At 60.1% G+C, this 23,447-nt stretch carries 15 protein-coding genes; 3 read left to right on the forward strand and 12 right to left on the reverse strand.

Annotated elements, in window-relative coordinates:
- Positions 1-209: 209 nt before the first annotated feature.
- The 3 genes from SH292x_RS08480 to SH292x_RS08490 all read right to left on the reverse strand — a co-directional run bounded on the left by SH292x_RS08480 (position 210) and on the right by SH292x_RS08490 (position 6,127).
- The gene (locus SH292x_RS08480; RefSeq protein ID WP_442485163.1) at positions 210-2,372 is read right to left on the reverse strand and encodes a DPP IV N-terminal domain-containing protein; all 2,163 of its coding nucleotides are present in this window, start codon (positions 2,370-2,372) and stop codon (positions 210-212) included.
- Between the two features lie 168 nt (positions 2,373-2,540).
- Positions 2,541-4,232 (reverse strand): hypothetical protein, encoded by a 1,692-nt coding sequence (locus SH292x_RS08485; protein ID WP_442485164.1) that lies wholly within the window; start codon positions 4,230-4,232, stop codon positions 2,541-2,543.
- 8 nt (positions 4,233-4,240) lie between these two features.
- Entirely contained in the window at positions 4,241-6,127 is a 1,887-nt protein-coding gene (locus SH292x_RS08490) for a CocE/NonD family hydrolase (protein WP_442485165.1), read from the reverse strand.
- 341 nt (positions 6,128-6,468) lie between these two features.
- Here SH292x_RS08490 and rpsU point away from each other — a divergent pair, with 341 nt between their 5' ends.
- The gene (gene rpsU, locus SH292x_RS08495; RefSeq protein ID WP_442485166.1) at positions 6,469-6,669 is read left to right on the forward strand and encodes a 30S ribosomal protein S21; all 201 of its coding nucleotides are present in this window, start codon (positions 6,469-6,471) and stop codon (positions 6,667-6,669) included.
- 121 nt (positions 6,670-6,790) lie between these two features.
- On the opposite strand, the gene SH292x_RS08500 is transcribed toward rpsU, so the two are convergent.
- The 3 genes from SH292x_RS08500 to nadC form a co-directional block, all read right to left on the reverse strand.
- Positions 6,791-7,981 carry an Lpg1974 family pore-forming outer membrane protein gene (locus tag SH292x_RS08500; protein WP_442485167.1) on the reverse strand — a complete coding sequence of 397 codons (1,191 nt, stop codon included), beginning with the start codon at positions 7,979-7,981 and terminating at the stop codon, positions 6,791-6,793.
- A 622-nt stretch (positions 7,982-8,603) separates the two neighbouring features.
- Positions 8,604-9,425, reverse strand: coding sequence for a PEP-CTERM sorting domain-containing protein (locus SH292x_RS08505; protein WP_442485168.1), 822 nt, complete (start codon positions 9,423-9,425; stop codon positions 8,604-8,606).
- A 935-nt stretch (positions 9,426-10,360) separates the two neighbouring features.
- The gene (nadC, locus tag SH292x_RS08510; RefSeq protein ID WP_442485169.1) at positions 10,361-11,263 is read right to left on the reverse strand and encodes a carboxylating nicotinate-nucleotide diphosphorylase; all 903 of its coding nucleotides are present in this window, start codon (positions 11,261-11,263) and stop codon (positions 10,361-10,363) included.
- 72 nt (positions 11,264-11,335) lie between these two features.
- On the opposite strand from nadC, the gene SH292x_RS08515 reads away from it, so the two are divergent.
- On the forward strand, positions 11,336-11,710 hold the full coding sequence (locus SH292x_RS08515) for a helix-hairpin-helix domain-containing protein (protein ID WP_442485170.1): 375 nt from the start codon (positions 11,336-11,338) through the stop codon (positions 11,708-11,710).
- A 25-nt stretch (positions 11,711-11,735) separates the two neighbouring features.
- Here the strand turns inward: SH292x_RS08515 and SH292x_RS08520 are convergent, their stop codons facing one another.
- Positions 11,736-13,553: an ABC transporter permease gene (locus SH292x_RS08520; RefSeq protein ID WP_442485171.1), complete on the reverse strand. Its 1,818-nt coding sequence runs from the start codon at positions 13,551-13,553 to the stop codon at positions 11,736-11,738.
- 81 nt (positions 13,554-13,634) lie between these two features.
- Entirely contained in the window at positions 13,635-14,558 is a 924-nt protein-coding gene (gene epsC, locus SH292x_RS08525) for a serine O-acetyltransferase EpsC (protein WP_442485172.1), read from the reverse strand.
- A 371-nt stretch (positions 14,559-14,929) separates the two neighbouring features.
- On the opposite strand from epsC, the gene SH292x_RS08530 reads away from it, so the two are divergent.
- Positions 14,930-16,369, forward strand: coding sequence for a DUF1501 domain-containing protein (locus SH292x_RS08530; protein WP_442485173.1), 1,440 nt, complete (start codon positions 14,930-14,932; stop codon positions 16,367-16,369).
- Here the strand turns inward: SH292x_RS08530 and SH292x_RS08535 are convergent.
- From SH292x_RS08535 to SH292x_RS08550, 4 genes are all read right to left on the reverse strand, one after another.
- Complete coding sequence (locus tag SH292x_RS08535) at positions 16,366-17,184, reverse strand: hypothetical protein (RefSeq protein WP_442485174.1); 819 nt, start codon at positions 17,182-17,184, stop codon at positions 16,366-16,368. The two genes, SH292x_RS08530 and SH292x_RS08535, sit on opposite strands and share 4 nt — an antisense overlap.
- A gap of 175 nt (positions 17,185-17,359) precedes the next feature.
- On the reverse strand, positions 17,360-18,748 hold the full coding sequence (locus tag SH292x_RS08540) for an arylsulfatase (protein ID WP_442485175.1): 1,389 nt from the start codon (positions 18,746-18,748) through the stop codon (positions 17,360-17,362).
- Between the two features lie 117 nt (positions 18,749-18,865).
- Positions 18,866-20,329: a DUF1501 domain-containing protein gene (locus SH292x_RS08545; RefSeq protein WP_442485176.1), complete on the reverse strand. Its 1,464-nt coding sequence runs from the start codon at positions 20,327-20,329 to the stop codon at positions 18,866-18,868.
- A complete protein-coding gene (locus SH292x_RS08550; protein ID WP_442485177.1) occupies positions 20,322-23,435 on the reverse strand; it encodes a PSD1 and planctomycete cytochrome C domain-containing protein in 3,114 nt (1,037 codons plus the stop codon). The genes SH292x_RS08545 and SH292x_RS08550 overlap by 8 nt, the downstream gene beginning before the upstream one ends.
- Positions 23,436-23,447 lie beyond the last annotated feature (12 nt).

A 23,447-nucleotide genomic window follows, 5' to 3' on the forward strand; every position in this document is an offset into this window, starting at 1 on the left:
GGAGGGAAGAATGTCATGGGCGAAAGAGAGTAAAGTCGCACCTGCGGCTTCGCGCTGCGACATTACTCTTCGCACAAGCTTCGCCCGCGAGTTCGTAAGCCATGGAGACAATGCGACTTACGCCAAAACTCCTGCAAGACGTGAAAAGAGTAAAGTCGCACCCAATGAAATAGTGACGAACTGCGACATGACTCCCCTGCCCTGGCTGCCTACTCGGCCGCCGTCTTCTCGGCTTGCAGATGGCGTTCGAAGTAGTCGAGCATCGTCTTCTGCAAACGAAGCGAAAGCTCGGTGCCCGCCACCATATGCGTCGATCCTCGCAGCGGAAGGAAATCGTATGGACGACCCTCGTGGAACAAACGATCCACCAGCTTCACGCTGTGCAGGAAGTAGACGTTGTCGTCCGCTGTTCCATGCACCACCAGTAGCGGGCGGTCAAGCTTCGAGGCGTAGGTGAGCACGTTCGCCGCGTCGTATCCCGCGGCGTTGGCGTCAGGGAGGCCCATGTAGCGTTCGGTGTAGTGGGTGTCGTAGTCGTGCCAGTCGATGACCGGCGCGCCCGCGATCCCTGCATGAAACACATCGGGCCTTTGCATCACCGCCATCGCCGAGAAGTAACCACCAAACGACCAACCGGAGATCCCAACGCGTGTCATGTCCATTTCAGGAACTTGTTTCGCGAGAGCTTGGAGCCCCTGCACCTGATCTTCGAGCGGGGCTTCGATCAAGTTTCCCTTGATTGCACGCTCCCACTCCCTACCCCGCCCCGGCGTACCACGCCCATCGAGCGAAACCACGATATAACCATGATCGGCCATCCATTGCTGCACGAAGTAACGCGAAGCGTCGGCGGTCACCGTTTGCGAATGAGGGCCACCGTACACGCTCACGATTACGGGAAGCTTCTTCCCTGCGAACTCCTCGCCACGCGGACGAACGACCGCCGCTCGCATCGCAGGATTGTCACCAACAGTAAGGATCGTGACTTTCGGAACCACCTTCGGCTCGGTGCCCACGCCCTTGAGCTCACCAAGCTGCTCGCCGGCCGGACTAAAGATGCGAATCGGAAGTTCGCCTGCGAGAGTCTTACCCCCTGTGATGTAAACTCCCGACTTCGACGAAAGCACCGCCCAATGCACACCAGGTTCCGAGGTCATCGCCTTCGGTTCCCCTTTGCCATCGAGCGGGACGCGAAAGAGCTGCGTCTCGGTCGGTTCGGGCGAAGCGGCGATGATGGCGGTGTTCGACGTGTGATCAACGCCCACGAGCGAACGGTAACCAAGCGTCATCGGAGTAAGCGTCGCGACCAATTTGCCGCTCGCATCGCGGTGTTCGAGTTCCCACGAGCCGTTTCGCTCGGTAGTCCACAGAAAACCTTTGCCATCCGAAAGCCACTTGGGCATGCCGGTTTCCAAATTCACCCACGCAGAGTCGGTCTCTTCGAGGATGATCTTCGTTGTCCCCGTAGTCACCTCAACAGAAAGTAGCTTTTCCAGCGTTTGCTCGCGGTTTTGAACCACCACCGCGAGCGGCGCGCCCTTCGCCCACGTTACGTTCGCAAGATACGGAAATGCATTACGATCCCAATCGACCCACTGCGTGTCACCACCAGCGGTACTCACCACACCCAGTCGCACCTTCGCATTGTTTTTGCCGGGCCGCGGGTAACGCCACGACTGGGGAGCGGCAGCAGGGTTTGCGGGATCGGCGATGTAGAGAAGCTCCACGTCAGAGAGGTCGGTCTCCTGATAGGCAATCTGCTTTCCATCGGGCGACCACCAGTAACCCCGCATGCGATCCATTTCCTCCTGAGCCACAAACTCGGCCACGCCGTACTCGCGGGTGTCGTTGGCATCCGTCGTCAGCGCGGTCACCTTGCCCGACGCAACATCAAGCACGTAGAGGTTTCCATCGCGCACAAAAGCAATCGACTTGGCATCAGGAGAGAATCGAGGATCCACCGGACCCTTACCACCAATTTCCAGCTTGCGAATCTCGCCCGAGGTTCGCTCCAGCAAGTACAAGTCACCAGAAAGAGGAAGGAGCACACGACTCGCATCGTCCGACAACTCGTATGCTGCGATACCACTAACGACCATCCGCAGCCGTTCGCGGCGGGCGAGCTCTTCGGTCGACAGCGTCTCCTGCTTTCCGCCAAGCAGCGATTCGGCGGAAGCGAGAACCTTCTCTTCGCCCGTCGCGATGTTCAGTTCGTACAAACTCTGAGCGGTAGAGTCCGCTGTCGAACGAAGGAACAGCACCGATTTGCCGTCGGGCGTGATGCGAATGCTTTGCGGACGCCCCTGCGAGTAACGCCGTGTTTGATAGTACTCGCGAAGCAGATTGTCCAAATCAGAAGGTTCGTCGGCCATGACAGCAGGAGTTCCGAGAATGGTTAGGAGAGCGAGCAATCCACAAACCAGCAGACGCGAACGACCACCAGCCAAACGAAGCGATAGAGACTTAACCACAGGAGTTTGCCAATGAGGATGCAAGCGACAGATACGAAGACACCATTGTGGCCACCCTCGCGCCGCGGATCAATCGCGGGCGACGGGTTGGGCGAAAACGTCTTCGAAATGGAACGTGGTCCACGGCTGGTAGGGGGCGTCCCACGGTTCGGACTTCATCGAAGCCACCGCCACGTCGAACTCCAGCTTGTTCGGCCGGGTGATGATCGCGTACTCCGTAGTGCCGTGCGCGACGGTTTGGAGCAGCTCACGCATTTCGGCTGTGCCAACGCTGCGAGATGTCCGTTGCCATGCCGCAAGCTTTTGCGAACCCGCTTCGTAGCGGAAGAGCGACGAAAAACTGGGTGTGGTCTCGAACACCTTGCCTGGACGCTGCGCGGAAACACCGTAGAGCAGCGGATGGTTGCTCGCCGCGAGAGCTTGAGGAACGTGAGGTGCAACGTCGCCCGCGAAGCGCAGCCGATCGCCAAAACGATCGCCCTCGTGGAAGAAGGCGGGAGCTTGTTGACCTTCATAAGGAGTTGCGAACAACGTGATGCAGCCCGGCCCGCACGATCCACCGGCGGCGTTGTCGAAGCTGTCGATGAGCGATTGCACCTCGTCGGGCGTGGCGTTGGCGCCCTGCGTCGCGAGTGCTTGACGCATGGTCCACGAAAAGAACACCATGTCGCGGACCGTCGGCCCCGGGGCCGTGATGCCGGCGTTCTCCATAGCGTAGAATCCGTCTTCGTTCATACCCGAAATGGTCGCCACGAAGCCGGGCCACATCATCGAGACGAAACGCTTCTGCCCCGGCTCGCTTGGCGAGACAGCCATCAGCAAGAAATGGCTGACGGTAACGCGACGCAGGTCGATCTCGCCATCCATGTTCCGGCCCGTGACCATTCCACCATCGACGTCGGTCGACTTGGTTCGCTCGCCCCACGCGGCGAATTGCGTACAACTCGTTCGCATGGCCCGCGTTTCGATGTAGCCGTTGATGGCGTAGAGGTCCGTGAGGTTGAAGTCGCGATTGAGTTCCGGAATGTGCAGGCTTGCTCCCGAGGCCTTCATCCCTTCAATCACCGCTTCGCACTCGGCGGTGAATTCGGGGGGATAACGAAAGTGGGTGTGGAGGAACTTGGCGAAACCTTGCTCGTAGTCGCGAGCCGACTTCATCTTGTCTTCGAGGAAGTAGAAGCGAAAGAAGTCGATGATTTGCGGCGCGAGCAGCTTGCCATGAGCGAAGCCGCGTGCGTGAGCATCGCCCGTGAGTTGGAGCACGGGATAACCCTTCACGCGAACCAGCGATCCACCATCCGCGGACTGCGCGGCTTTGGGCATAGGAGTCGGAGCTTCCAGCTTGATGCTGATTCCCACGGTTCGCACGGCTACAGGTACAAAGTCGCCTGAAGGTTGATTGGTGTACCAACCGAACGGTTCGGGAGTGGCCGGATCCCAGACGCCGTTGTCGTTGAGGTCGGCGAAAGCAAACAGGCAGTAGTACGGACCCGCCTCGATATTCAACGAGAACTCGGAAGCAGCCACTCGAAAGGATGCTGCTGGATCGCTGGCAGCGGCGAGAATCTCGGGCTTGGTGGGCAGAATTGTCTCACCGGCTTCTGTGATGACAACTGGCAGCGCAAAGACTCGCTTGGGGGTAGCAGGGTCCTGCGGGCCTTCAATTGCTCCATCTAGCGTCGCACCGCCCGCCGCGACTGCAAACGATAGGAACATCGAAAGTTGCGTGATTACAAAGCAGCCTGGAAGCGGTTTCCGCATGGCGAGTTCTAGTGGAGTGGATTTAGCGGGAGAACCAAATGCGATGGGTACTTGGTAGAGAAATAGACGCGTTGTTCGGCCGATTGGTAGTCCTCTTCAGTCGCCTGCGGAATGTCGATGAACGTCTGCGGGTTGCGATCGATCAAAGGGAACCACGAGCTCTGCACCTGAACCATGATGCGATGCCCCTTGCGGAACACATGATTGCGCGTGCGAAGGTTGATGGCGAACTCGGTGACTTCGCCTGGCACCAGCGGTTCGGGCTTGCTGAAGCTGTTGCGGAACTTTCCTCGCAGCACGTCGTCGGCGATCATCAGTTGGTACCCGCCCATCTCCGGCTTTGCGGGGTACTGCTCGGGGTAGACGTCGATGAGCTTGACGACCCAGTCGCTGTCGGTGCCCGAAGTCGAAGCGTAGAGCACGGCTTCCAAATGGCCGGCGAGCTCCATGTCGGATTCGAGTGGCTCGGTAACGAACGTCAGCACGTCGGGACGGCCGTCGACGAAGCGCTGGTCCTCGACCTTCCACAACTTTCCGGCGCGGTCGAAGCGGGGTTCTTTAAAGTCTTTGAGTCCGTTCCAGAATCCCATGATCGGCCGGGCGGAGTAGGGAACGGGGTTCTCAGGGTCGGACGTGTAGCTGGCGTACTCCTCCACAGCGTCTTCCGCCGGAGGATCGAACGAGAGCTTGCGGTCGGGCTGGAGGTAGAGCTTCGTGGTGGGCTGATCGGTCGGAGGCCACTTCGGGTACTGCTTCCATTTGTTGGTGCCTGTTTGAAACAGCGTCGCCTCGCCGAGTTTCGGTGCGGGTGTCCCTTTCAAGTGATGGGCGAAGAACGGGGCTTCGATGTTCGCTTGGTAGTGGACCACGGTGTCGGAGCCAAAGTCGTACGCCCCCAGGTTCTCCGCCGGCCCACGATACCATTGGCCGTGCGCCCACGGGCCTACGACCAGTTGATTGAGATTCTTCTTGTCGAGCGACTCCAGCTTGTCGTAGATGTCGAGCGCTCCGCCGAGATTCTCCGCGTCCCACCAACCGACCACGTTGAGCGTCGGCACGGTGACGCTGGTGAGGTGAGGGAGTGTTCCACCCTCTACCCAATACTCGTCGTAGGTGTCGTGCTCCATGAAGTTATCCCAAGTGGGAGACACGTTATTCAGGTACTTGCGATTCATGTTCGACAGCGGACCGAGATCGAGGAAGAACTCGTAGCAATCGATCTGGTCGTATGGGAAGCGAGCGTTGGTGCTGGCGTCGAAGTCGAACAGATAGGGAAGCTCTGCGCTTGGCTGCAAACGAAACGCGCCGAAGTGGAAGAAGTCGTCGCCGATGAAGTAGTCGGAGGGCGATGCTTGCGGGCTCGCGGCCTTGAGCGCCGGGTGCGGATCGACCAGCGCCATCGTGACGTACCAACCCGGGTAGGAGACGCCGAGCATCCCGACGCGGCCGTTGTTGTTGGGGATGTTCTTCACCAGCCAGTCGATGGAGTCGTACGCATCGGTACTCGCGTCGATCGCCTTGGGGTCGCGATGGTGACGCACCGGGCGGTTCCATTCGAACTTGCCCTCGGACTTGTGCCGCCCGCGAGCGTCCTGCACCACGATGAGGTACCCCTCTTTGGCGAGCTCTTTGAAGGTAGTGTCGAAGTGGCGAGTAAACCCGCCGTCCTCGCCCGAGATGCCGTAGGGCGTCCGCAGGAAGAGAATTGGGAGCTTGGTGGACTGCTGCTTGGGAGTGTAGATCTGGGTGTAGAGACGAACGCCGTCGCGCATCGGAACCATCGCTTCCGACTTTTGATAGGCCAGTTTGATGTCTTGCTCCGCTACCGCTGCGGCGGGCATCGACAGCAGGATCACCAAGATTGCAGGCACCAAGTAGGGACTTCGATCGGCCAACGCTATGTCTCCCGCTGCTGTAGGGTTCCTCAAGGCAAGTCGCCGACGCGGCTCGCCCCGAAGGCAATCGTGCTTGATCAAACCGTGTGGCGTCAAGCACTTGCGCGGAATCGGCCGAGCGATGCGCGAGGCCGTGCGGGCCGGTTCCCATCCCGCGTACCGGGCGATTCCGCGGGTTGTCGGGGTTCGATCGCGGGTAGAAATGCCCGATTTGGGCAATTGCTTCGGAATCCGCAGGGTCTCTGGACGTGATTTGCGGAAATGGGCTATACTACGCGACTCGGCTGGAGACAGAGTCGCCCGCCGGTAAGCCCTTACAGCCCCAGGAGTTCGGAGTACCCGTGGTAAAGTTAACTCTTCGCGAACGAGAAACAGCCCAAGAGGCAGTGCGCCGCTTCCGCAAGTTGGTAGAGCGCAGCGGTATCAAGAAGGAAATCCGTGTTCGCGAGTTTTACGAAAAGCCCAGCGAGACCAAGCGTCGCGCCCGTCTCCGCGCCCAGCGTCGCAACCGCCGCGAGCGTTTGCTCCCCCGTGGTGCCTAGTTCGCTCTGGTAGCGAAATGCGGTGGAATTGTCCGCTGCTGAACGAATCAACGCAAACAGCCGGTCCATTTCTGGACCGGCTGTTTGTTTTTAGCAAGCTGACTTAGGCGCCCCTGCGGGATTAGAACGCCGTTTCCAGTCGGACGAAGAAGCCATCGAACGCCATGATGTTGGCATCGTCGTAGCTGTTCTGAAGCTGGAAGTCGTACTCGTCGCGGAAGCCAAGATCGTGCCAAGCCGAGATGAAGTAACCAGTGCTCAGGCTCGTGTTGCGGGTCACGAACATCGAGGCACCGGCTTCAATTTCGGTGACGGGCACCACTTGGCGGCCGCCGAAGGTCTGAGTGACCACGGGGCCGGGCACGCTACCAGACACGTCTTGCGAAGTCTGCGTGCTGTTGTACTGACCGACGAGCAGTGAGAGATCGCCCTTCATGTACATGCTGAACACACCGCGACGTCCGAAGTAGCGACGTCCCAGCATACCGACGCGAGCACCGACGCCATCGAAGCTCGATCGCGAGTTGCCGTACTCGAGCAGGTCGTCGCCCGAGTCGACCGTGTTGAACAAACGATCGGTGTCGAAATTCACGGCACGCACGGCACCGGTGAAGGTAAGGTCCCACGCGGGGCACCAGTTCGAGCAAGGATCGCAGCAGTCGCCACACGGTTCGCAGCAATCATCGCAGCCCAGTGGCGAACCCAACGGAATGGTCTTCGACCAACCGAGATCGAACGAGTCGAGGCGGATATCGGCCGAGCCGACGACGCGCGAACCGTCGATGATGGGTGTTTGCTCCAAGGGCGCGATGATCTGGGTCGTGCTGGTTTCGGTGGGACTGATGAAGTCGCTGCCCGTGTCGAAGCGGCTGAACGTGAAGCGAACTTCTTCGCCACAGCAGTTGCGGCAACCGCCGTAGACGCGGAACGAGCTGTCGTAGTCGAAGTCGAACTGGTGGAACGTGTCGGTAAAGGTGGTGAGGTCACGCTCCAAGTAGGAAACGGCTTCGCTGGGCGTACCACGCAAGTACAAGTACTCGCCGCCGACAAAGAACTGCGAGCCGCGGCCGGTGGGCCACAGGCTCAATCCGCCGCCGCTGGGGCCGCAATCGCAGTCGCCCAGGGTTTCGCAGGAATTGCAACTGGCGAGCTCTACGTCGCCTTGCAGTTGCCCGAGCGCACTGGCCCAGACAACGTCGCCAGTGCTCGAGGTGGCGTTGTGGCCGGCAGTGTTTACCTGCTGAGCATTGGTGCCACTGGCCATCACTATCCCCAGCGTGAGGATAGCGCATGCGCTAAAGTATCGTCTCATCTAGATTCCCCCCAGAATCATTCGTTGTTCGGCAGACGCGCTCTCCCCGAGCGATCCGCACGAACCCATGCCGTTCGTTGTACGCTGGGATCGCGTTCCTGGTGCTAGCACGGGTCAGCCGCCTTTGGAACGTACCCCAACGCGCCCCGAAAGTCTTCGGGACAAGAGAAGTAATCGGTACCGACAGAACCGGTACTTTGGTATTTCTCGCTACAAGCGGCGAAAGCCGTAAACGTGGCAAAGTCGGTAAAGTTGCCAAGTGCGCAGCAAGAAGCGGCATTGTGGCGTGAGGGAAGTGCCACAATGCCGCCGAGAGGTGTCTGCTATCAACTCCGCCGAACTAGCGGCGGGGAATTTTACACGGAGGGCTTTGACGACGGCGACATGGCGTCGGACGACATCGGCGATGCGATGTGGATCGCGACCTTCGATGAACGGACCGACTTGCCCCGCATGAGGCCATCAAATAGCGCTCGCGTACGCACCCTTCTAAACCGGATTGCACCAACATGACCGTAGTCTCCAGTAGACGACGCGTGCAGATTCGCAGGAGTTACCGAGCGTAGTACGCCCGGGGCACTCGATGGAAGCTTGCAGCGTTCACGGTGGAAAACAGGACTTGTTAACGCCGCCGCCATCGCACTGCTGCGACGCCAGCGAGCCCTAGACCAACGAGTGCCCACGAACTGGGTTCGGGAATGGGCGTGTTGCCACCTCCGCCTGTGAAGACGTCAATCCCTTCCATCACACCATAAGGCCGGACGAATTGATTGAAGTACTGCGATTGCGGACCGGTGACGGTGTAGTCGGGGAGTTGGGTCTCGGCCAGGGCGGTCATCGCCGGGTTGTTCGGATCGGTGAACGTCGCGGTCATGATTGAATTGTCACTATCGCCATTGCCGTCCAAGTTATTCATGTCGAACAGCACCAACCGGAAGTCGGGATGCGGAAACAGACCCGGCACATTGGCATCCGGGTCGATATCAATGCCGAAGCGGGCAATCTGACCCGGTGCGAGACCACCGTTGGCGAAAGTGAGCGTCAGCACGTTGCCTGTGGAAACCACCGACGAGAAGCTGGCGTTCGGAGTCGAATTGCTCATCGTGGCGTACTGGCCCATGTAGCTATTCGAAAAATTGTAGTTGGTATCGCCAATGGTCATGCTGAACTGCGTCAGGTTGCCGGTGGAACCTACGTCGTTCTTCACTTCGATCCATGGCATGCTGCGTGCGGCGATTCGCTGGTAGGGCGAATCCCACATGGCGAACATCTTGTACTGCATGTCGCCGGGGTGTTCGAGCACCATTTCGCTCTCTGTGAGCTTAATCTCGAATCCAACGTCCCCCAGGGCAGCCGAAGCTTGTGGTGTGGTGACAAACAATGTTGTGCAAAGGGCAAGCATCAGGCCGCTTGCGAAGCGCGCGCAATGGCGTGCTGTTTTCATAGGAGTTTCCCTCAGTTCAATGGTGGCATCGCCTCGTCCGTAGGACGGGCGCTAGCAGTGATTACGACAACCGGTCCACCGGTGAGCGCGCACGCCGAGGCGCAGCACTAACCAAAGCGGACGAACAACTGCTGCCTAGCGTGAATTCGAAGGAGTCGTCAGCGACGAAACGTTCGAACGCCAGGAAGTCAGTGCCATGAAAGCGGCTGGGAGAGTCGGTGAGCGCGGACGTAGACACTAGAGTGAAAACGTGAGAGCGCAACGCTGCCATCAAACACACGCATTGACGTCGCAATCGGATTCTGCGGGCACAACCCACCCCTAACTGAGCGCCGAAGCGCAGCGGTGGCGGACACCTCCGTGTCGTGCGAGCATGATCGGGATTGCGTCAAAAGCTACGGAGGGGAGCTCGGTCGCGCAAGTTCCGCGCCAGGAATGGCGCAGTTACGCACGGACCGGCTTATCCAGCATCGAGCACGGCGTACCTAGCGGTTAGATAGAACCGCCAGGAGTGCTACGCGAGAGCTGGGAGCCGCAGCTTTTGAATGTCAAGCGAGCGAAGTGGCAGAGCCACCGTACCGCCGCTTTTTCGACATTCATGAGCACAGCTCCCTATAGCACTTGTGAGAAAACGTCCCGGGCCGAAACTATTTCCAGCCCACTTCTACCTAGAATAGACGGGGTTTACACAAGTGTCAACGAACTTTCCCGATAATTTCGAGAATATCGATTGGACAGGTTTACGCCCCGATCGCCGGCCTTCGACGCCAGGGTTACGTGTAAAAAAAGAACGCGGCGGGGTCCCCTCTAGCTCTGGCTAGGACCCGCCGCGCCCATGAGCGGCAGCCCCTCCCCAGAGTCCACCACTCAGGGCAAAGGTAGGTTGCTGCATAACCGAGTCAAATCGGCCAGAAACCGGGTATTTTCGGTCGTTGTTATTGCCAATCAAGCCCGATGTCGAGCACCACTGCGGAGTGGGTTAGCGCCCCCACGCTGATGCGATCGACGCCGGTAGCAGCGATTGCAGCGATGGTATCGAGGTTCACGCCGCCGGATGCCTCTAAAACCAAATCCGGCATCTCCGCGTTTCGCAGGCGGACCGCTTCGCGTAGTTGGGCGCCCGTCATGTTGTCGAGGAGCACGATGTCGGGCTTGGCTCGGAGCACGGCTTCGAATTGCTGCAAGTTGTCGACTTCGACTTCGATCGCTTCGACCGTGGCCCGTTGCTCGGCGAGGTTGTGCCGAACTCGCTCGACGGCCATCGGCAGCGTCATTCCCTCCTGTTGGGCGAGGGCGACGTGGTTGTCCTTGATCATCACGGCGCGGTCGAGACCCAAACGGTGATTGAAGCCGCCTCCGCATCGCACTGCGTATTTCTCGAGCATCCGCCAGCCCGGCGTAGTTTTGCGCGTGTCGTAGACCTGTGCTTCCGTGCCCGCGACACGCCGGACGTACTCCCTGGTCAGGGTCGCAATGCCCGAGAGTCGGCCGAGAAAATTCAGCACGATTCGCTCGGTGGAAAGGATGTCGGCGGCGGAACCGGTGAAGACGGCAAGCGTTTGGCCTCGCTGGATCGTTTGCCCGTCCTCGGCTTGGAACTCACACTCGACCTTGGCACCGAACTCGGCGAGCACCAAGGGCACGACCATCAGCCCCGCCACGACGCCGGGCTTGCGCGCTACCACCGCCACGCTGCCGGGGGCACCCGTTGGAACCAAGGACTGAGTGGTCCAGTCGCCCGCGGTGCCCAGATCCTCGACGATGGCGAGGCGAATGAGCGAACGTGCGGCGTCTTCAATGGCGGGCGACCAGTCGACTTGCTGGAATTGGCTAGACACAATGGCATCCATGGAGAAAGGGAGTTCGAGGCATTTATTCTATGGCTTTGTGTTGACCGCGAGCAGTCTCCCATGCTTCCGCCGTTTCTTCGCCCGAGAGAGCAATCGACCATCGCCGCGGCGATGGCCGTGTTGCTGGCGATTGGCTTGGTGTGGTGGGTCGTCGCCGGGGGAATGTCAGGGAAGCTCGTGGACATCGACCGCAAGCCGGCGGTGGAGTACCAGTTCTTGGTCGATGTAAACACGGCGGGGTGGCCCGAGCTGGCCCAGCTTCCGGATGTGGGAGAAATTCTCGCGCGGCGGATCGTCGAGGTTCGCGAAGAGCGAGGACCTTATCGGACTCAGAAAGATCTGCTGGAGGTCGGTGGGATTGGGCGGGTGAAGTTGTCGCGGATGGCGCCCCATTTGTTGCCGCTGCCGGACGAGCGAGCGGTGGCTGGTCAGTGAGCCTGTTGGGCGTAGCTGGTTTGGCTCAGTTGGGCGACTTGACGGGAGGGCTGAACGGATCGGGGGGCGCGCCGGTGTCGGTGGCGCGGTAGGCCACGGGCGTGCGATCGCTGAGGCCCGAGCGGCCGGCGAACTCGTCGAAGCGGGTGACGAGGGTACCAAGCAGCACGAACGAAGCAGTACCGTAGCCTAGCATGCCCAGGAAGAAGTCGATGAAGATCCACTCTTCACCCGATATGGCATCTTCAATCAGCATGATTCCAGGAACGAACAGATGGAAGGGAACAAACCCGACCATTGCGATCTTGACCAGCTCTTCATCGCCACCCGAAGCAAACATCGGTACGCAGCAGCACAGCAAGTAGCCACCGCAGACGAAGAACAGCGTGCCAATCGTCGCGCCGATGGCCTTGAGCGAGGTGCTCATTCTCAACGAGTAGGCGAGGCCTACGGTGGTGGCGAAGAGCCCGGTGACGCCGAGCGCGACAATGTAGAGGGGAATAGAAATCAGGAACTGCGGCATGAGCGAAACCTGCAACGCCCACACGAATGCGAGCGGTGCGAGCATCCAGCGGAACGCGTAGAAGTTGCCCGCGACCTTGGCGAGGATGATCTCGTAGCCGGTGAGTGGCGTGGAGATGAGCGATAGCCAGCAGTCGCGTTCCTTTTCGAACGCAATGAGCCCCGCAGCACGAACTCCCATGATCAGTAGCACGCCCGAGCCCCACATGGCGGTGCCGGTGGCGGTGAACTGCAGGAACATCTCGGCGGGGTCAGCCCATCCCGACCCGGTCGACATGGTAACAATGTTGAAGTAGGCGTAGAGGGCGAGACCAATCATCGACGTGACGAGCACGAGGATCGAGATGCGGCCGAGAACGCCGAGCTTGGTGGTGGCGGTTCGGGCGAAGAGTTCCTTCCACAGCATTGGGTGCTCGCCGAGTGGCGCGCGGAACTGCGGCATCTGCCAGCTCCAACGACTTCGCACTTTGTCGCCACCGCTGAGGGCACGTAGGTGAACTCGCCGAACTGCCACGACGGAGAGGGTGGCGAGGGTGAGTGACAATGCCGACTGATAGCCTACCATTTGCCACACGGCCATCGTAGCGTTGGGGGCGGCGATACCCCCGGCGATTTGAGCCGCCATCATTTGCAGCGGGTTGATGGCCATGAAGGCGGCCATCAGGTAACCGAGTACCTGCGAGACCCATCCTGACATGCCCGTCCCAAGTCCGGCGAAGAACCACATGCCGCAAATGAACGGCATGAGGAAGACGAGCGCCTCGACCAAGTAGACGCGAATGATGGCGTCGCGGGCGCGAGGGGTCCAGACGGAAATGCAAACCGCGCCGACGGTGAGCAGCGTTACCGTGCTTGCGAGGCCAAGAAAGTACATCACCAGCACGTTGCCTGGGATGCCGCCCATCAAACGAAAGATGGCGAGCACGGGTAGGGCAACGAGCAGGAGCTTACCCACCAGCAACAGTTTGCCAGCGAGCTTGGAAAGCACGATCTCCGCGTTCGACAGGTCGGTGGCGAACAGGTATTCAATGGTTCGCCGTTCACGCTCCGTGGCAATCGCTCCGGCGGCGATCGCCGGGGTGACCACCATCGCGGCAATCATCGTAAGCCACGCAAACGCCTGGAAGAATCCGGCGGCAAGCTGGGACGCTTGGCGGATAGAGAGCTGACCACCACTCGTGGCGTTCCAGGCGCTAGTGCCCTCGTAGGAACCCCACAAGCAAATGAGCAGCGCTGTGGCGAACAGCACGCGCAGCAGGAAGTATCGCCCCCGCCGTGCGCTGGTGACCATCTCGGTTTGAAACACTGGCCCCAATAACATGGGGCTCAGTGTAACAAGTGGTTCGGCAACCCGCTACAACAGCCGGTCTGTACGGGCAAGCTTGCCACTATGCGGACGCGATTAGACTTCGGCCCGCATGCGGAGCTGGGGTTTTTCGAGGACCACAGTAGTTCGCGGGGCGACGCTCTTGGTGATCCACACGCTCGAGCCAATCACCGAGTCGTGCCCGATGACGGTGTCGCCACCAAGGATCGTTGCGTTGGCGTAAATCACCACGTTATCTTCGATCGTTGGGTGCCGCTTGTGACCGCGAACCAAATTGCCGTCGCCGTCCATCGCGAAACTGAGCGCGCCGAGCGTCACGCCTTGGTAGACCTTCACGTGCTCGCCAATGTGGCACGTTTCGCCGATTACGACGCCAGTGCCATGGTCGATGAAGAAGTAGTTACCAATGGTGGCACCGGGATGAATGTCGATGCCGGTCCGCCCGTGGGCCCATTCGCTCATCATTCGCGGAATGAACGGAATGTCGAGCTCATACAGCAAGTGGGCGAGTCGATAGACGGTGATCGCTTCGAGGCCCGGATAGCAGAAAATCACTTCGTGCGGGCTCTTGCACGCGGGGTCGCCATCGAACGTCGCTTTGACGTCGGTCGCCAGCGTGGCGCGTAGTTCGGGCAGCCGGTCGAGGAACAACAGCGTCTTGGCCTGGCCGAGCGCTTCGAAATCCTCTTCCTCCGTGCAATCGTCGCTGGCACCTGCCTCGTGCCGAAGGGCGCGGCCAATTTGACGGGTGAGGCGGTCGTGCAAACGATCGACGAGATCGCCGACGTAAAACTCAACGTTGCCCCGGTGGAGACCTTCGCGACGACGGAATCCTGGAAAGAGGATTTCGTCGAGGTCGTCGATCACGCCAATCACCTCGTCGTAGTTCGGCAGCGGGCAGTGGCCGAGGTGGTTGATCGAGCCGAGCTTATCGTAGGTGTCGACCAATCGCTTGGTGACGTTCGGCAGTTGGTCTTTCAGGCGAAAGTCAGTCGCCATGGTTACGGTCCTTCGGAAGGCAAGAGTTCCAAGCAGTCGCGTGCCTGGATATGAGAGGTCGGAAAACTGGAGCCGCCACTCTCCATCGTGGCATCGCTCCCCAAGCGCAACGTCCGGCGCTCACGCCGGATTCGTACAGACGCAGCCGGCGAGGCATCGAAAGTTCGGCAAGTGGCAATAGATTCTGCGCATTTTTCGGTATTCTACGGACGGACTTTCCGCCCGGCAAACCTCCCTCTTCATTATCGGCATTCCAGTTATCAGGAATTTGGCGATTCTTCGGGCAACAATGTTTACTGGGATGGGGGGCGTTTCGCTATAATCAAGGCTGCTTCGAATCCCCCCGTACACCCCGCCTGACAGCATTCGCCATGTCGCTCGCCAATTCACTGAACACCCGCCGGACGTTCCTCAAGACCTCTTCGCTTGGCATTGGATCGCTAGCACTGGGCGAACTGCTGGCTCGCGACGCCGCGGCAACGTCCGCAGCGGCACCAGCGGTTGGGCAAGGCGTGGTGAATCCGCTGCACTACGCAGCGAAGGCCAAGCGAGTGATCTTCCTATGCATGGCGGGTGGCCCTTCGCACCTGGAGCTCTTCGACTACAAGCCGAAGCTCGCTGCGATGGATCGAAAGCCGATGCCGGCATCGTTTACCGCGGGCCAGCCACTCGCCCAGCTCCAAGGCAAGGAACTTCTTTGCTGGGGCCCACGCGCCAAGTTCGCCAAGCATGGCAAGAGCGGGCAGATGATCAGCGACTTCCTGCCGCACATCAGTAGCATCGCGGACGACATCTGCATCGTCCGCTCGATGAAGACCGAACAGATTAATCACGACCCCGCGCACACGTTCATGAATACGGGTACCCAGATCTCGGGTCGGCCGAGCATGGGGGCGTGGGTCAACTACGGACTCGGCAGCGAGTGCGACGACCTACCAGGCTTCGTGGTGATGATGAGCCGCGCGGGCCGCAATCCTCAGCCAATCGCTTCGCGTCAATGGCACAGCGGTTTCTTGCCGAGCAAGTACCAAGGCGTGGTGTTCAATTCGACCGGCGACCCCGTGCACTACGCCTCGAATCCCCCCGGCATCACTAGCTCGCGGCAACTTGACGTGGTGAACACGATTGGCCAGCTTGATCGCATGCAGAACGACTTGGTGCACAACCCCGAGATTACCACACGTATCTCACAGTACGAGTTGGCCTATCGCATGCAGATGAGCGTGCCCGAGCTCACGGACATTTCGAACGAGCCTCAGCACGTGCTCGATAGCTACGGCGTGAAGGGTGCCGACGGTTCGTTTGCTTACAACTGCCTACTCGCCCGCCGACTGGCGGAGCGCGGCGTGCGATTCATCCACCTGTATCATCGCGACTGGGATCACCACGATCGATTGATCGACTGGATGACGATCAGCACCAAGACCAGCGATCAAGCGACCGCGGCGCTAATCAACGATCTGAAGTCCCGCGGCATGCTGGACGACACGCTGATCGTGTGGGGTGGCGAGTTTGGTCGCACCCCGATGTCGCAGAGCAAGGGAGCCGACTTGGCTCTAGGACGCGACCATCACATCAAGGGCTTCAGCATGTTCCTCGCCGGTGGTGGCATCAAGCCGGGCATCAGCTATGGCAACACCGACGAACTCGGTTACAACGCCGAAGAGAATGTGGTGCACGTGCACGACCTGCACGCGACGATGATGCATCAACTGGGCATCAACCACAAACGGCTGACCTATCGTTACCAGGGCCGCGACTTCCGCCTGACCGATGTTGCCGGCCATGTGGTGGACGATATCATCGCCTAGGCTGCCAGCCTTTGCTGCTCCAGCCACTGGTTTTCGGCAAGCACTTCGGTGTTGCCATGCGCGGCCTGCTGGTACCAAATGTTGAGCAGCGAATTCCGCACCCCTGCCTGCCCGGCAAGCGTCGAACGTCCGTGCCAACTCTTCAGCCGAATGGTATTGAGCACCACGAAGGCGTAGGCCGTGTTTGGCAGGAATGGCATCGTCTTCACGATGTCGAATCCCTTGGGCTCGCGGACCCACGCGTCGGGCCGAAGGGTACGGCGATAGAACTCGGTCCCCATGTCGCGGCACGACTCGTCTTCGGGTAGCGCGATTTGCATGGTCACCACCTTCTTGCGCGTGTCGGGATGGGGCGCGATGCGATAGCCTTGGGTCTCGTGGAACAACTCGGGTAGCGCGAAGCCGGGAAGATCTCGAGAGCGTGTCGCGTCGCTTCCATAACGGTAGGCGAGACCATGTCGCAGCTTCTCGAACACGGCTTCTTTTACAGCGGTGCTGCCAAGACAGCTTCGCACGGTGTACCAGAATCGCCGCTTCATGTCAGGCAGCGTGTCGAGTTTCTTGTTGACTAACTGGAACCGCCGACGATTGCTCTCACCGGTGTCGTTGGAGTGCTTTTCGTAGGCAAACGGATGGTACTCGTAAACCTCGGGCAGGCACTCTTGCAGATCGTCGTACACGGCATCAGGGAAAAATCCGATGGTGAGGAAATGAGGAAACGGATGCTCTTCGGCCTTCGTCGCCTTGAGTGCAGCGACCATGTGGTCGATCACTTGCGACCGCAGAATGATGTCGATGGGTATCAACGTGGCCATACGGGAGACTCTGCACGGGAGACGCAGCTGAGAAAAGAAACGCCGAAGAGAAAAGGAAGAGCCCGCGGTTAGTACGGGATGCGGCCCATTGCGTCAAGGCGAAGCGATGCTGCTAGCCCGCGAACCATTCGACGAAAGCCGCAGGGAGAACTGGCAGGCCGCTGTGTAAAAGCAACTATTTCCGCGGTCTGTCGAACGATATGATCTCCGATTCGACGTGGGCGTCGTTCATGAACCTCGCGATCTGAGCGACCACATCAGAATGCTTGCTAGCGACGTTGTGTTCCTCGGCGAGATCGGTCGAGAGATCGTAAAGTTCGATGGGTCCGTTGCGATTGTCGCTGACGTTGAGCCGGATGCCCTTCCAGTCGCCCCACCGAACGGCCTGCTTTCCGCCTTGCTCGTAGAATTCCCAGTACAAGTACTCGTGCCTCCGCTGGTTCGGCTTGCCGAGCAGCGCGGGCAGGTAGCTAATGCCATCGATCGATTCGGGTGCTGCTATGCCCGCGGCTTCGCAGGCGGTGGGAAGGAAATCCCAGAACGCCGAGATGTGATTCGACTCGCTACCCGCCTCGACGTTTCCGGGCCAGCAGGCGATCGTAGGAACACGAATGCCCCCCTCGTACATGTCCCGCTTGCCACCACGTAGCGGCCCCCCGCTTTGGAAGTAGTTCTTATCCCAACCCCCTTCGGACATCGGGCCGTTGTCGCTACTGAAGATCACCAGTGTGTTACCTGCGATGCCGAGCTCATTGAGCTTGGCGCGGATCTGTCCGACGGTGTCGTCGAGGTAGGTCACCATGCCTGCGAACGTTGCTTTGGGATGCGATTCGCTGCGATAGTTGCCTCCCTTCGCAGGTGTTTCGTCGAACTTGCCGATAAAGCGATCACGCCACTCCGGCGGGACTTGCAGGTCGGCGTGCGGTTGCTGCAACGACAGGTGCAGGAAGAACGGGCTGCCCGCGTGAGTATCTAGGTAAGTGAGTGCATCAGTGAGGAACAGATCGCCGCTGTACTCGTTCCCTTCCTTGCCGCGGTTGCCGGCGTAGCGCACCGTCTCGCCATTCTTGAAGAGCTGCTTCGGGTAGTAGCGATGGGCCTCGCCGTGGCCGATGTAGCCGAAAAAGTGGTCGAAGCCTTTACGATTGGGTAGCGCGCCATCGTCACTTCGGCAGGATAGGCCACTCTTGCCAATCATCGCCGTATGATAGCCAGCCCGCTGAAGCAGTGTGGCGACGGTGAGGTCGTGTGGATCCTCGCGGAATTGCACGTCGCCATTGAACCGCTGATGCACGTGCCCCGTGTGATTGCCCGTCATCAGACAGGCGCGTGAAGGGGCGCATACGGTGCATCCCGAGTAGTGTTGCGTGAGCCTCATTCCGTCGCGGGCCATCTTGTCGAGATGGGGCGTTTCGAAGTGCTTCTGGCCAAAGCAACTTAGATCACCGTACCCCAAATCATCGGCGAGGATGAAAATGATGTTGGGCAGTTGCTCCGCGCCAGCGTGCGGAACGAAGGCGAACAGGGTAAGCCCAAGAACGATGCATCGCGCGATTGATAGCATGGCAAACCGGTCGGTGGTGGAAAGTTGCAGGCCAACTTCCCACCAACCTATCACATCGCGCCGCGCATTGCGCTCACTCGATCTTTGCGGGTTGACGGATCCCTGCTTCGAACGTCGCTAAGCCAGGATTTCGTTCACCACGCGCGAGGGCTCCACGCCCGTGAGTTTTTGGTCGAGACCTTGGAAGCGGTAAGTGAATCGCTCGTGGTCGATGCCCAGCAGATGTAACACCGTCGCGTGAAGATCCCGCACATGTACTGGGTTTTCGACGACGTTGAAACTGAAGTCGTCGGTCTGACCAAATGTCATGCCGGGTTTCACGCCGCCGCCGGCCATCCACAGGGTGAAGCACCGGGGATGGTGATCGCGACCTGCGTCGAGCGTCGTCCAGTCCCCCTGCCCCGCCACTCCACGACCAAACTCTCCACCCCAAATAACGAGCGTGTCGTCCAAGAGGCCTCGCTGCTTGAGATCGGTCACCAGCGCGGCGCTCGCTTGATCGGTGTCGCGACAACGCCCAACGCACCAACTGCTCAGCTGCGTATGGTGGTCCCAGTCGGGGTGGAACAATTGCACGAAGCGAACGCCTCGCTCGATCATCCGCCGCGCGAGGATGCAATTCGCCGCGTAGCTGCCGGGGCGGCGCGAGTCGGCGCCGTAGAGTTCGAACGTACTCTCGGGCTCGCTACCGAGGTCGGCCAGTTCGGGAACACTCGACTGCATCCGCCACGCCATTTCGTACTGGCGGATACGAGTGTCGATCTCGGGGTCGCGCGTGGCTTCGAGCCGCATCGTATTCATCGAAGCAAGGCTGTCGAGCATCTCGCGCCGCACTTCGCGCGGCATGCCCTGCGGATCCTCTAAATACAGTACTGGCTCGCGCTCGGAGCGGAGCTGGACTCCCTGGTACTTCGATGGCAGGAAACCACTTCCCCAGTAGTAGTCGTAGAGAGGTTGATCGCTAGGGCGATTCATCTTCGAGATGAGCACCACGAAGTCGGGTAGATTGCGATTGGCACTGCCGAGTCCGTAGCTGGCCCACGACCCCATCGATGGTCGACCCACGAGTTGATTGCCGGTGAGGAACTTAGTCATCGCCGGGGCATGATTAATCTGATCAGTGACCATCGACTTGATGAAGCAAACGTCGTCGACGATCGTGCGGTGGTACGGCAGCCATTCGCCCAGCGTCGCGCCGCTCTGGCCATACTGACCAAACTTGGTGCGCGAGGGCATGATCAACTGCTTTTGACTAGCAGTCATCGTGGTGACGCGCTGGCCCTGGCGGACGCTGTCGGGGAGCTCGGTGCCGGCGAGGGCGTGCAACTTAGGTTTGTGATCGAACAGCTCGATCTGCGATGGCCCTCCGGATTGCGTTAGGAAGATGACGTTCTTCGCCCGTGGGGCGAAGTGCGGAACGTCGGTCCGGCCAATAGGCTGGGGGTTCGTGCTGGCCGACGCAAACTTGTCGAGCAGTCCGAGCGACAGCGCACCGAGGCTCAGCCCGGCAGTTTGGCCGAGGAAGCTACGTCGCGCAAGTTGACGGGCCGATTCATGGACCGCGGCAGGACTGTTATTCATGGGTAATCGCCTCGTCCAGATTGAGCAACAGGCTTGCGAGTACGGTGTAAGAGGCGGTTTCTTCCACTCGGTCTTCGAGCCGAAGTTCCGGCTGACCAAATCCGAGTAGCGACTTCGCCTCGGCCGGTGACTCGCTGTATCGCGCGAGCCAACTGTCCACGCGGCTGGAAAGTTCTTCACGTTCGAGGTCTGAAGGCGAACGCGCCAAGACGCGCTGGACCATCCAGTCGACGCGAGCCGTTTGGTCTTGGTGCGTGGCGATGGCCTTAACGGCCAGTGCCCGCGCGGCTTCAAGTTGGTTCTCGTCGTTCAAGAGCGACAACGCGTGCAGCGGTGTGTTGGTGAGTCGAGGACGAACCTCGCAGGTCCGTCGTGGCGAGGTGTCGAACAGATAAGTCGGTGTCGACGACCGCCGCCAGAAGGCGTAAAGCGTTCGGCGGAACTGCAGGTCGCCCTGGCTGGGCCGGTAGGTGAAACGCTCCTTAAAAAGCGCCTCCCACACGCCAGCGGGCTGGTAGGGATAGTTCGCGGGCCCCCCCATTTGCGATTCCAACAGGTCACCTGAAGCCAAGGCCACATCGCGAATCATCCAGCTTGGCAAGCGGAACCGGGCACCGCGCGCGAGCAGTTTGTTCTCGGGATCGACCTCCAGTAGCTCGGGCGTGAAATCGCTCGACTGCTGGTAAGTTTCACTCGTGACGATGAGTCGCAGAACATGCTTGATGTCCCATCCACTCTCGATAAGCTCCACCGCGAGCCAGTCGAGCAATTCCGGATGCAGCGGAATCTCGCCTTGGAGACCAAAGTCCTCGGGCGTGCGAACGAGACCTGCCCCGAAGCAAAGCTGCCAGAGCTGGTTGGCAATGACGCGAGCCGTCAAAGGATTGTCGCGGTCGAGTATCCAATGCGCAAGGTCCAGCCGAGTCTTGGTCCGCTCGGCTGGCCAGTCGAGCACGGCGGTTGGCACGCCCGGCGAAACCTGCTCGCCATGCTGTGTCCATTCGCCGCGTTCGAGGACGAACGTCGGGCGTGGCTCCTTCCGCTCGGCCATCACCATCACGTTCACCTCGCCGGCCTGCGGCTTGAGACTGCGATACTCCGCGTCCGCGGCATCTGCGGCACGCTTCGCCAATTGAAACGGTTCGTACGTGGCAAGGAACTGCTCGCGGAGGTCGGTAATCAACTCGGGGGGGAGCTCGGTTGGCGAGGTGGCATTCGACTTCGCGAGCACTTCCAGTGGCATGGGGGTGCGAACGCGTGCGAACTGAGAAGGCTGGTCGGTCACGGACAAACGGAACCTGCTGAGGTTGGCTCCCAGTTCGTCCGAAATATGCCAGATGAGGACCACGAGCTGGTCGTCCGCCTCCAGTTGCAATGGCTCGGCGAGGGTCAGCACCACTTCGTGAGGTTGTTCGAGCTGATCATCGGGAACGGCCCAGCCGTTGCGTGGATCGTCGTACAACAGGTCGGACGCCCGGCCGTAACTCTTGCTGCGGTTCTTTCCCTTTTCGGGCGGGGCTTCGCTGCTGGCAGTAGACGTGGCGAGCGTCACGTCGTGCAATTGCGACTGACCTTTCTTACCTACCTGTAACTTGAACGTGGTGATCACGAACTCGCCACTTTTACCCCTCCCGATTTTACCCCCTGCGAACTCAGGATCGGGGAGCACTTCAAGTCGCACCGCCGTGACCGTGGAGTAAGGGGAGTTGGCGCGGACGTGGTACTCGTCCTGAGCGGGATTAGTACCGCTGGCGACGATGTGGTGGTCGTCGCGTTTTTCCAGCTTCGCACCGCCATTCGAGAACATCAGTTCGGCATCGAGTGGCGACCATCCCTGGTATTCTGGATCAAGCGTTAATAGTTGGTCGGCGAGCCAAGCCTCGAAATGGGGCTCGGCCTCTACACGAGCCAGCCGCTCGGCTTTACGCCGCTGTTCCACGAGTCTAAGTGACTTGTCGACCACCGCGTCAGCGAGTGGAGATTGGTATTTCAGGTAGGGCCCAGCGTTGTTGCCTGCCTCTCCCGATTCGTCGATGCTGTTGAAGAACGCCGAGACTTGGTAGTACTCTTTCTGCGAAATCGGATCGAACTTGTGCGAGTGGCACTGGCAGCACCCAAGGGTAAGTCCCAGCCAAACGGTGCCGGTGGTGTTGACGCGATCGATAACGTAATCGACGCGCGACTCTTCAGGGTCGCGTCCCCCTTCGCCGTTGGTCTGATGGTTGCGGTGGAAACAGGTGGCTAGGTGCTGGTCGCGCGTGGCGTCGGGTAGCAGGTCGCCCGCGAGTTGTTCGATGGTGAATTGGTCGAAGGGAGTGTTGGCGTTGAACTCGCGGACTACCCAGTCCCGCCACGGCCAGTTATTGCGGTTTGCATCTTGCTGAAATCCATCGGTGTCCGAATAGCGTGCAGCGTCAAGCCACCACATCGCCATGCGCTCGCCGTAGTGGGGCGAGGCGAGCAAGTCGTCGACGATCTTGCCGTACATTTCAGGCGATGCATCGGCCTGGAGCGCGGCGACGTGCAGCGGCGAAGGGGGAAGCCCCGTCAGGTCGAGTGCCACACGGCGTGCCAGCGTATGCGGCGGTGCGGTGGGCGACGGCTTTAAACCCTCGGCCGCCAGCCGCCGGCGGACCAGGATGTCGATGGGGTGGCCATCTGTGTCGTCGATCGCAGGCCGTTCGGGTTTCTCGAATGCCCAATGCTTTCCCCAAGGCGCGCCGGACGCGATCCATTCTTTCAGGATGGCCACTTCACGCGCCGTCAGCGGCTTGCGGTGCGAGTCGGCGGGGGGCATCAACAGGTCGGGGTCGTCCGTGGTGATTCGTTCGAGGATCGCGCTCGCTTTGGCATCGCCGGGCACAACCGCCGAGTACCCGCCGCGATCGGCCTTGGCCTCGTCTTCGATGTCGAGCCGTAAGTCCGCCTCGCGATGCGATTCGTCCGGTCCATGGCAATGAAAACAGCGATCCGACAGGATCGGTAGGACATCACGACCAAACCGAATCTCATCGGCATTGGCCGTCGCAACGCAGGACAGAACTGCTGCGAAGAGCAGTGTGGCCAGACGGGGAAGCTGGCGGGGCGGGATGGTATCCATAAACATCTAGTCTACCGA

Origin of the sequence: Aeoliella fuhlenseeensis (assembly GCF_052161615.1) — a bacterium.
In the GTDB taxonomy this organism is placed as follows: Bacteria; Planctomycetota; Planctomycetia; order Pirellulales; family Lacipirellulaceae; genus Aeoliella.

Excerpts from the sequence above, each read along its gene's own strand:
- SH292x_RS08505 (WP_442485168.1), bottom strand. The coding sequence starts at position 9,425 with ATGAAAACAGCACGCCATTGCGCGCGCTTCGCAAGCGGCCTGATGCTT.
- SH292x_RS08550 (WP_442485177.1), bottom strand. The coding sequence starts at position 23,435 with ATGTTTATGGATACCATCCCGCCCCGCCAGCTTCCCCGTCTGGCCACA.
- SH292x_RS08515 (WP_442485170.1), top strand. The coding sequence starts at position 11,336 with ATGCTTCCGCCGTTTCTTCGCCCGAGAGAGCAATCGACCATCGCCGCG.
- SH292x_RS08540 (WP_442485175.1), bottom strand. The coding sequence starts at position 18,748 with ATGCTATCAATCGCGCGATGCATCGTTCTTGGGCTTACCCTGTTCGCC.
- SH292x_RS08530 (WP_442485173.1), top strand. The coding sequence starts at position 14,930 with ATGTCGCTCGCCAATTCACTGAACACCCGCCGGACGTTCCTCAAGACC.
- epsC (WP_442485172.1), bottom strand. The coding sequence starts at position 14,558 with ATGGCGACTGACTTTCGCCTGAAAGACCAACTGCCGAACGTCACCAAG.
- SH292x_RS08480 (WP_442485163.1), bottom strand. The coding sequence starts at position 2,372 with ATGGCCGACGAACCTTCTGATTTGGACAATCTGCTTCGCGAGTACTAT.
- SH292x_RS08485 (WP_442485164.1), bottom strand. The coding sequence starts at position 4,232 with ATGCGGAAACCGCTTCCAGGCTGCTTTGTAATCACGCAACTTTCGATG.
- SH292x_RS08535 (WP_442485174.1), bottom strand. The coding sequence starts at position 17,184 with ATGGCCACGTTGATACCCATCGACATCATTCTGCGGTCGCAAGTGATC.
- SH292x_RS08520 (WP_442485171.1), bottom strand. The coding sequence starts at position 13,553 with ATGTTATTGGGGCCAGTGTTTCAAACCGAGATGGTCACCAGCGCACGG.
- SH292x_RS08545 (WP_442485176.1), bottom strand. The coding sequence starts at position 20,329 with ATGAATAACAGTCCTGCCGCGGTCCATGAATCGGCCCGTCAACTTGCG.
- SH292x_RS08500 (WP_442485167.1), bottom strand. The coding sequence starts at position 7,981 with ATGAGACGATACTTTAGCGCATGCGCTATCCTCACGCTGGGGATAGTG.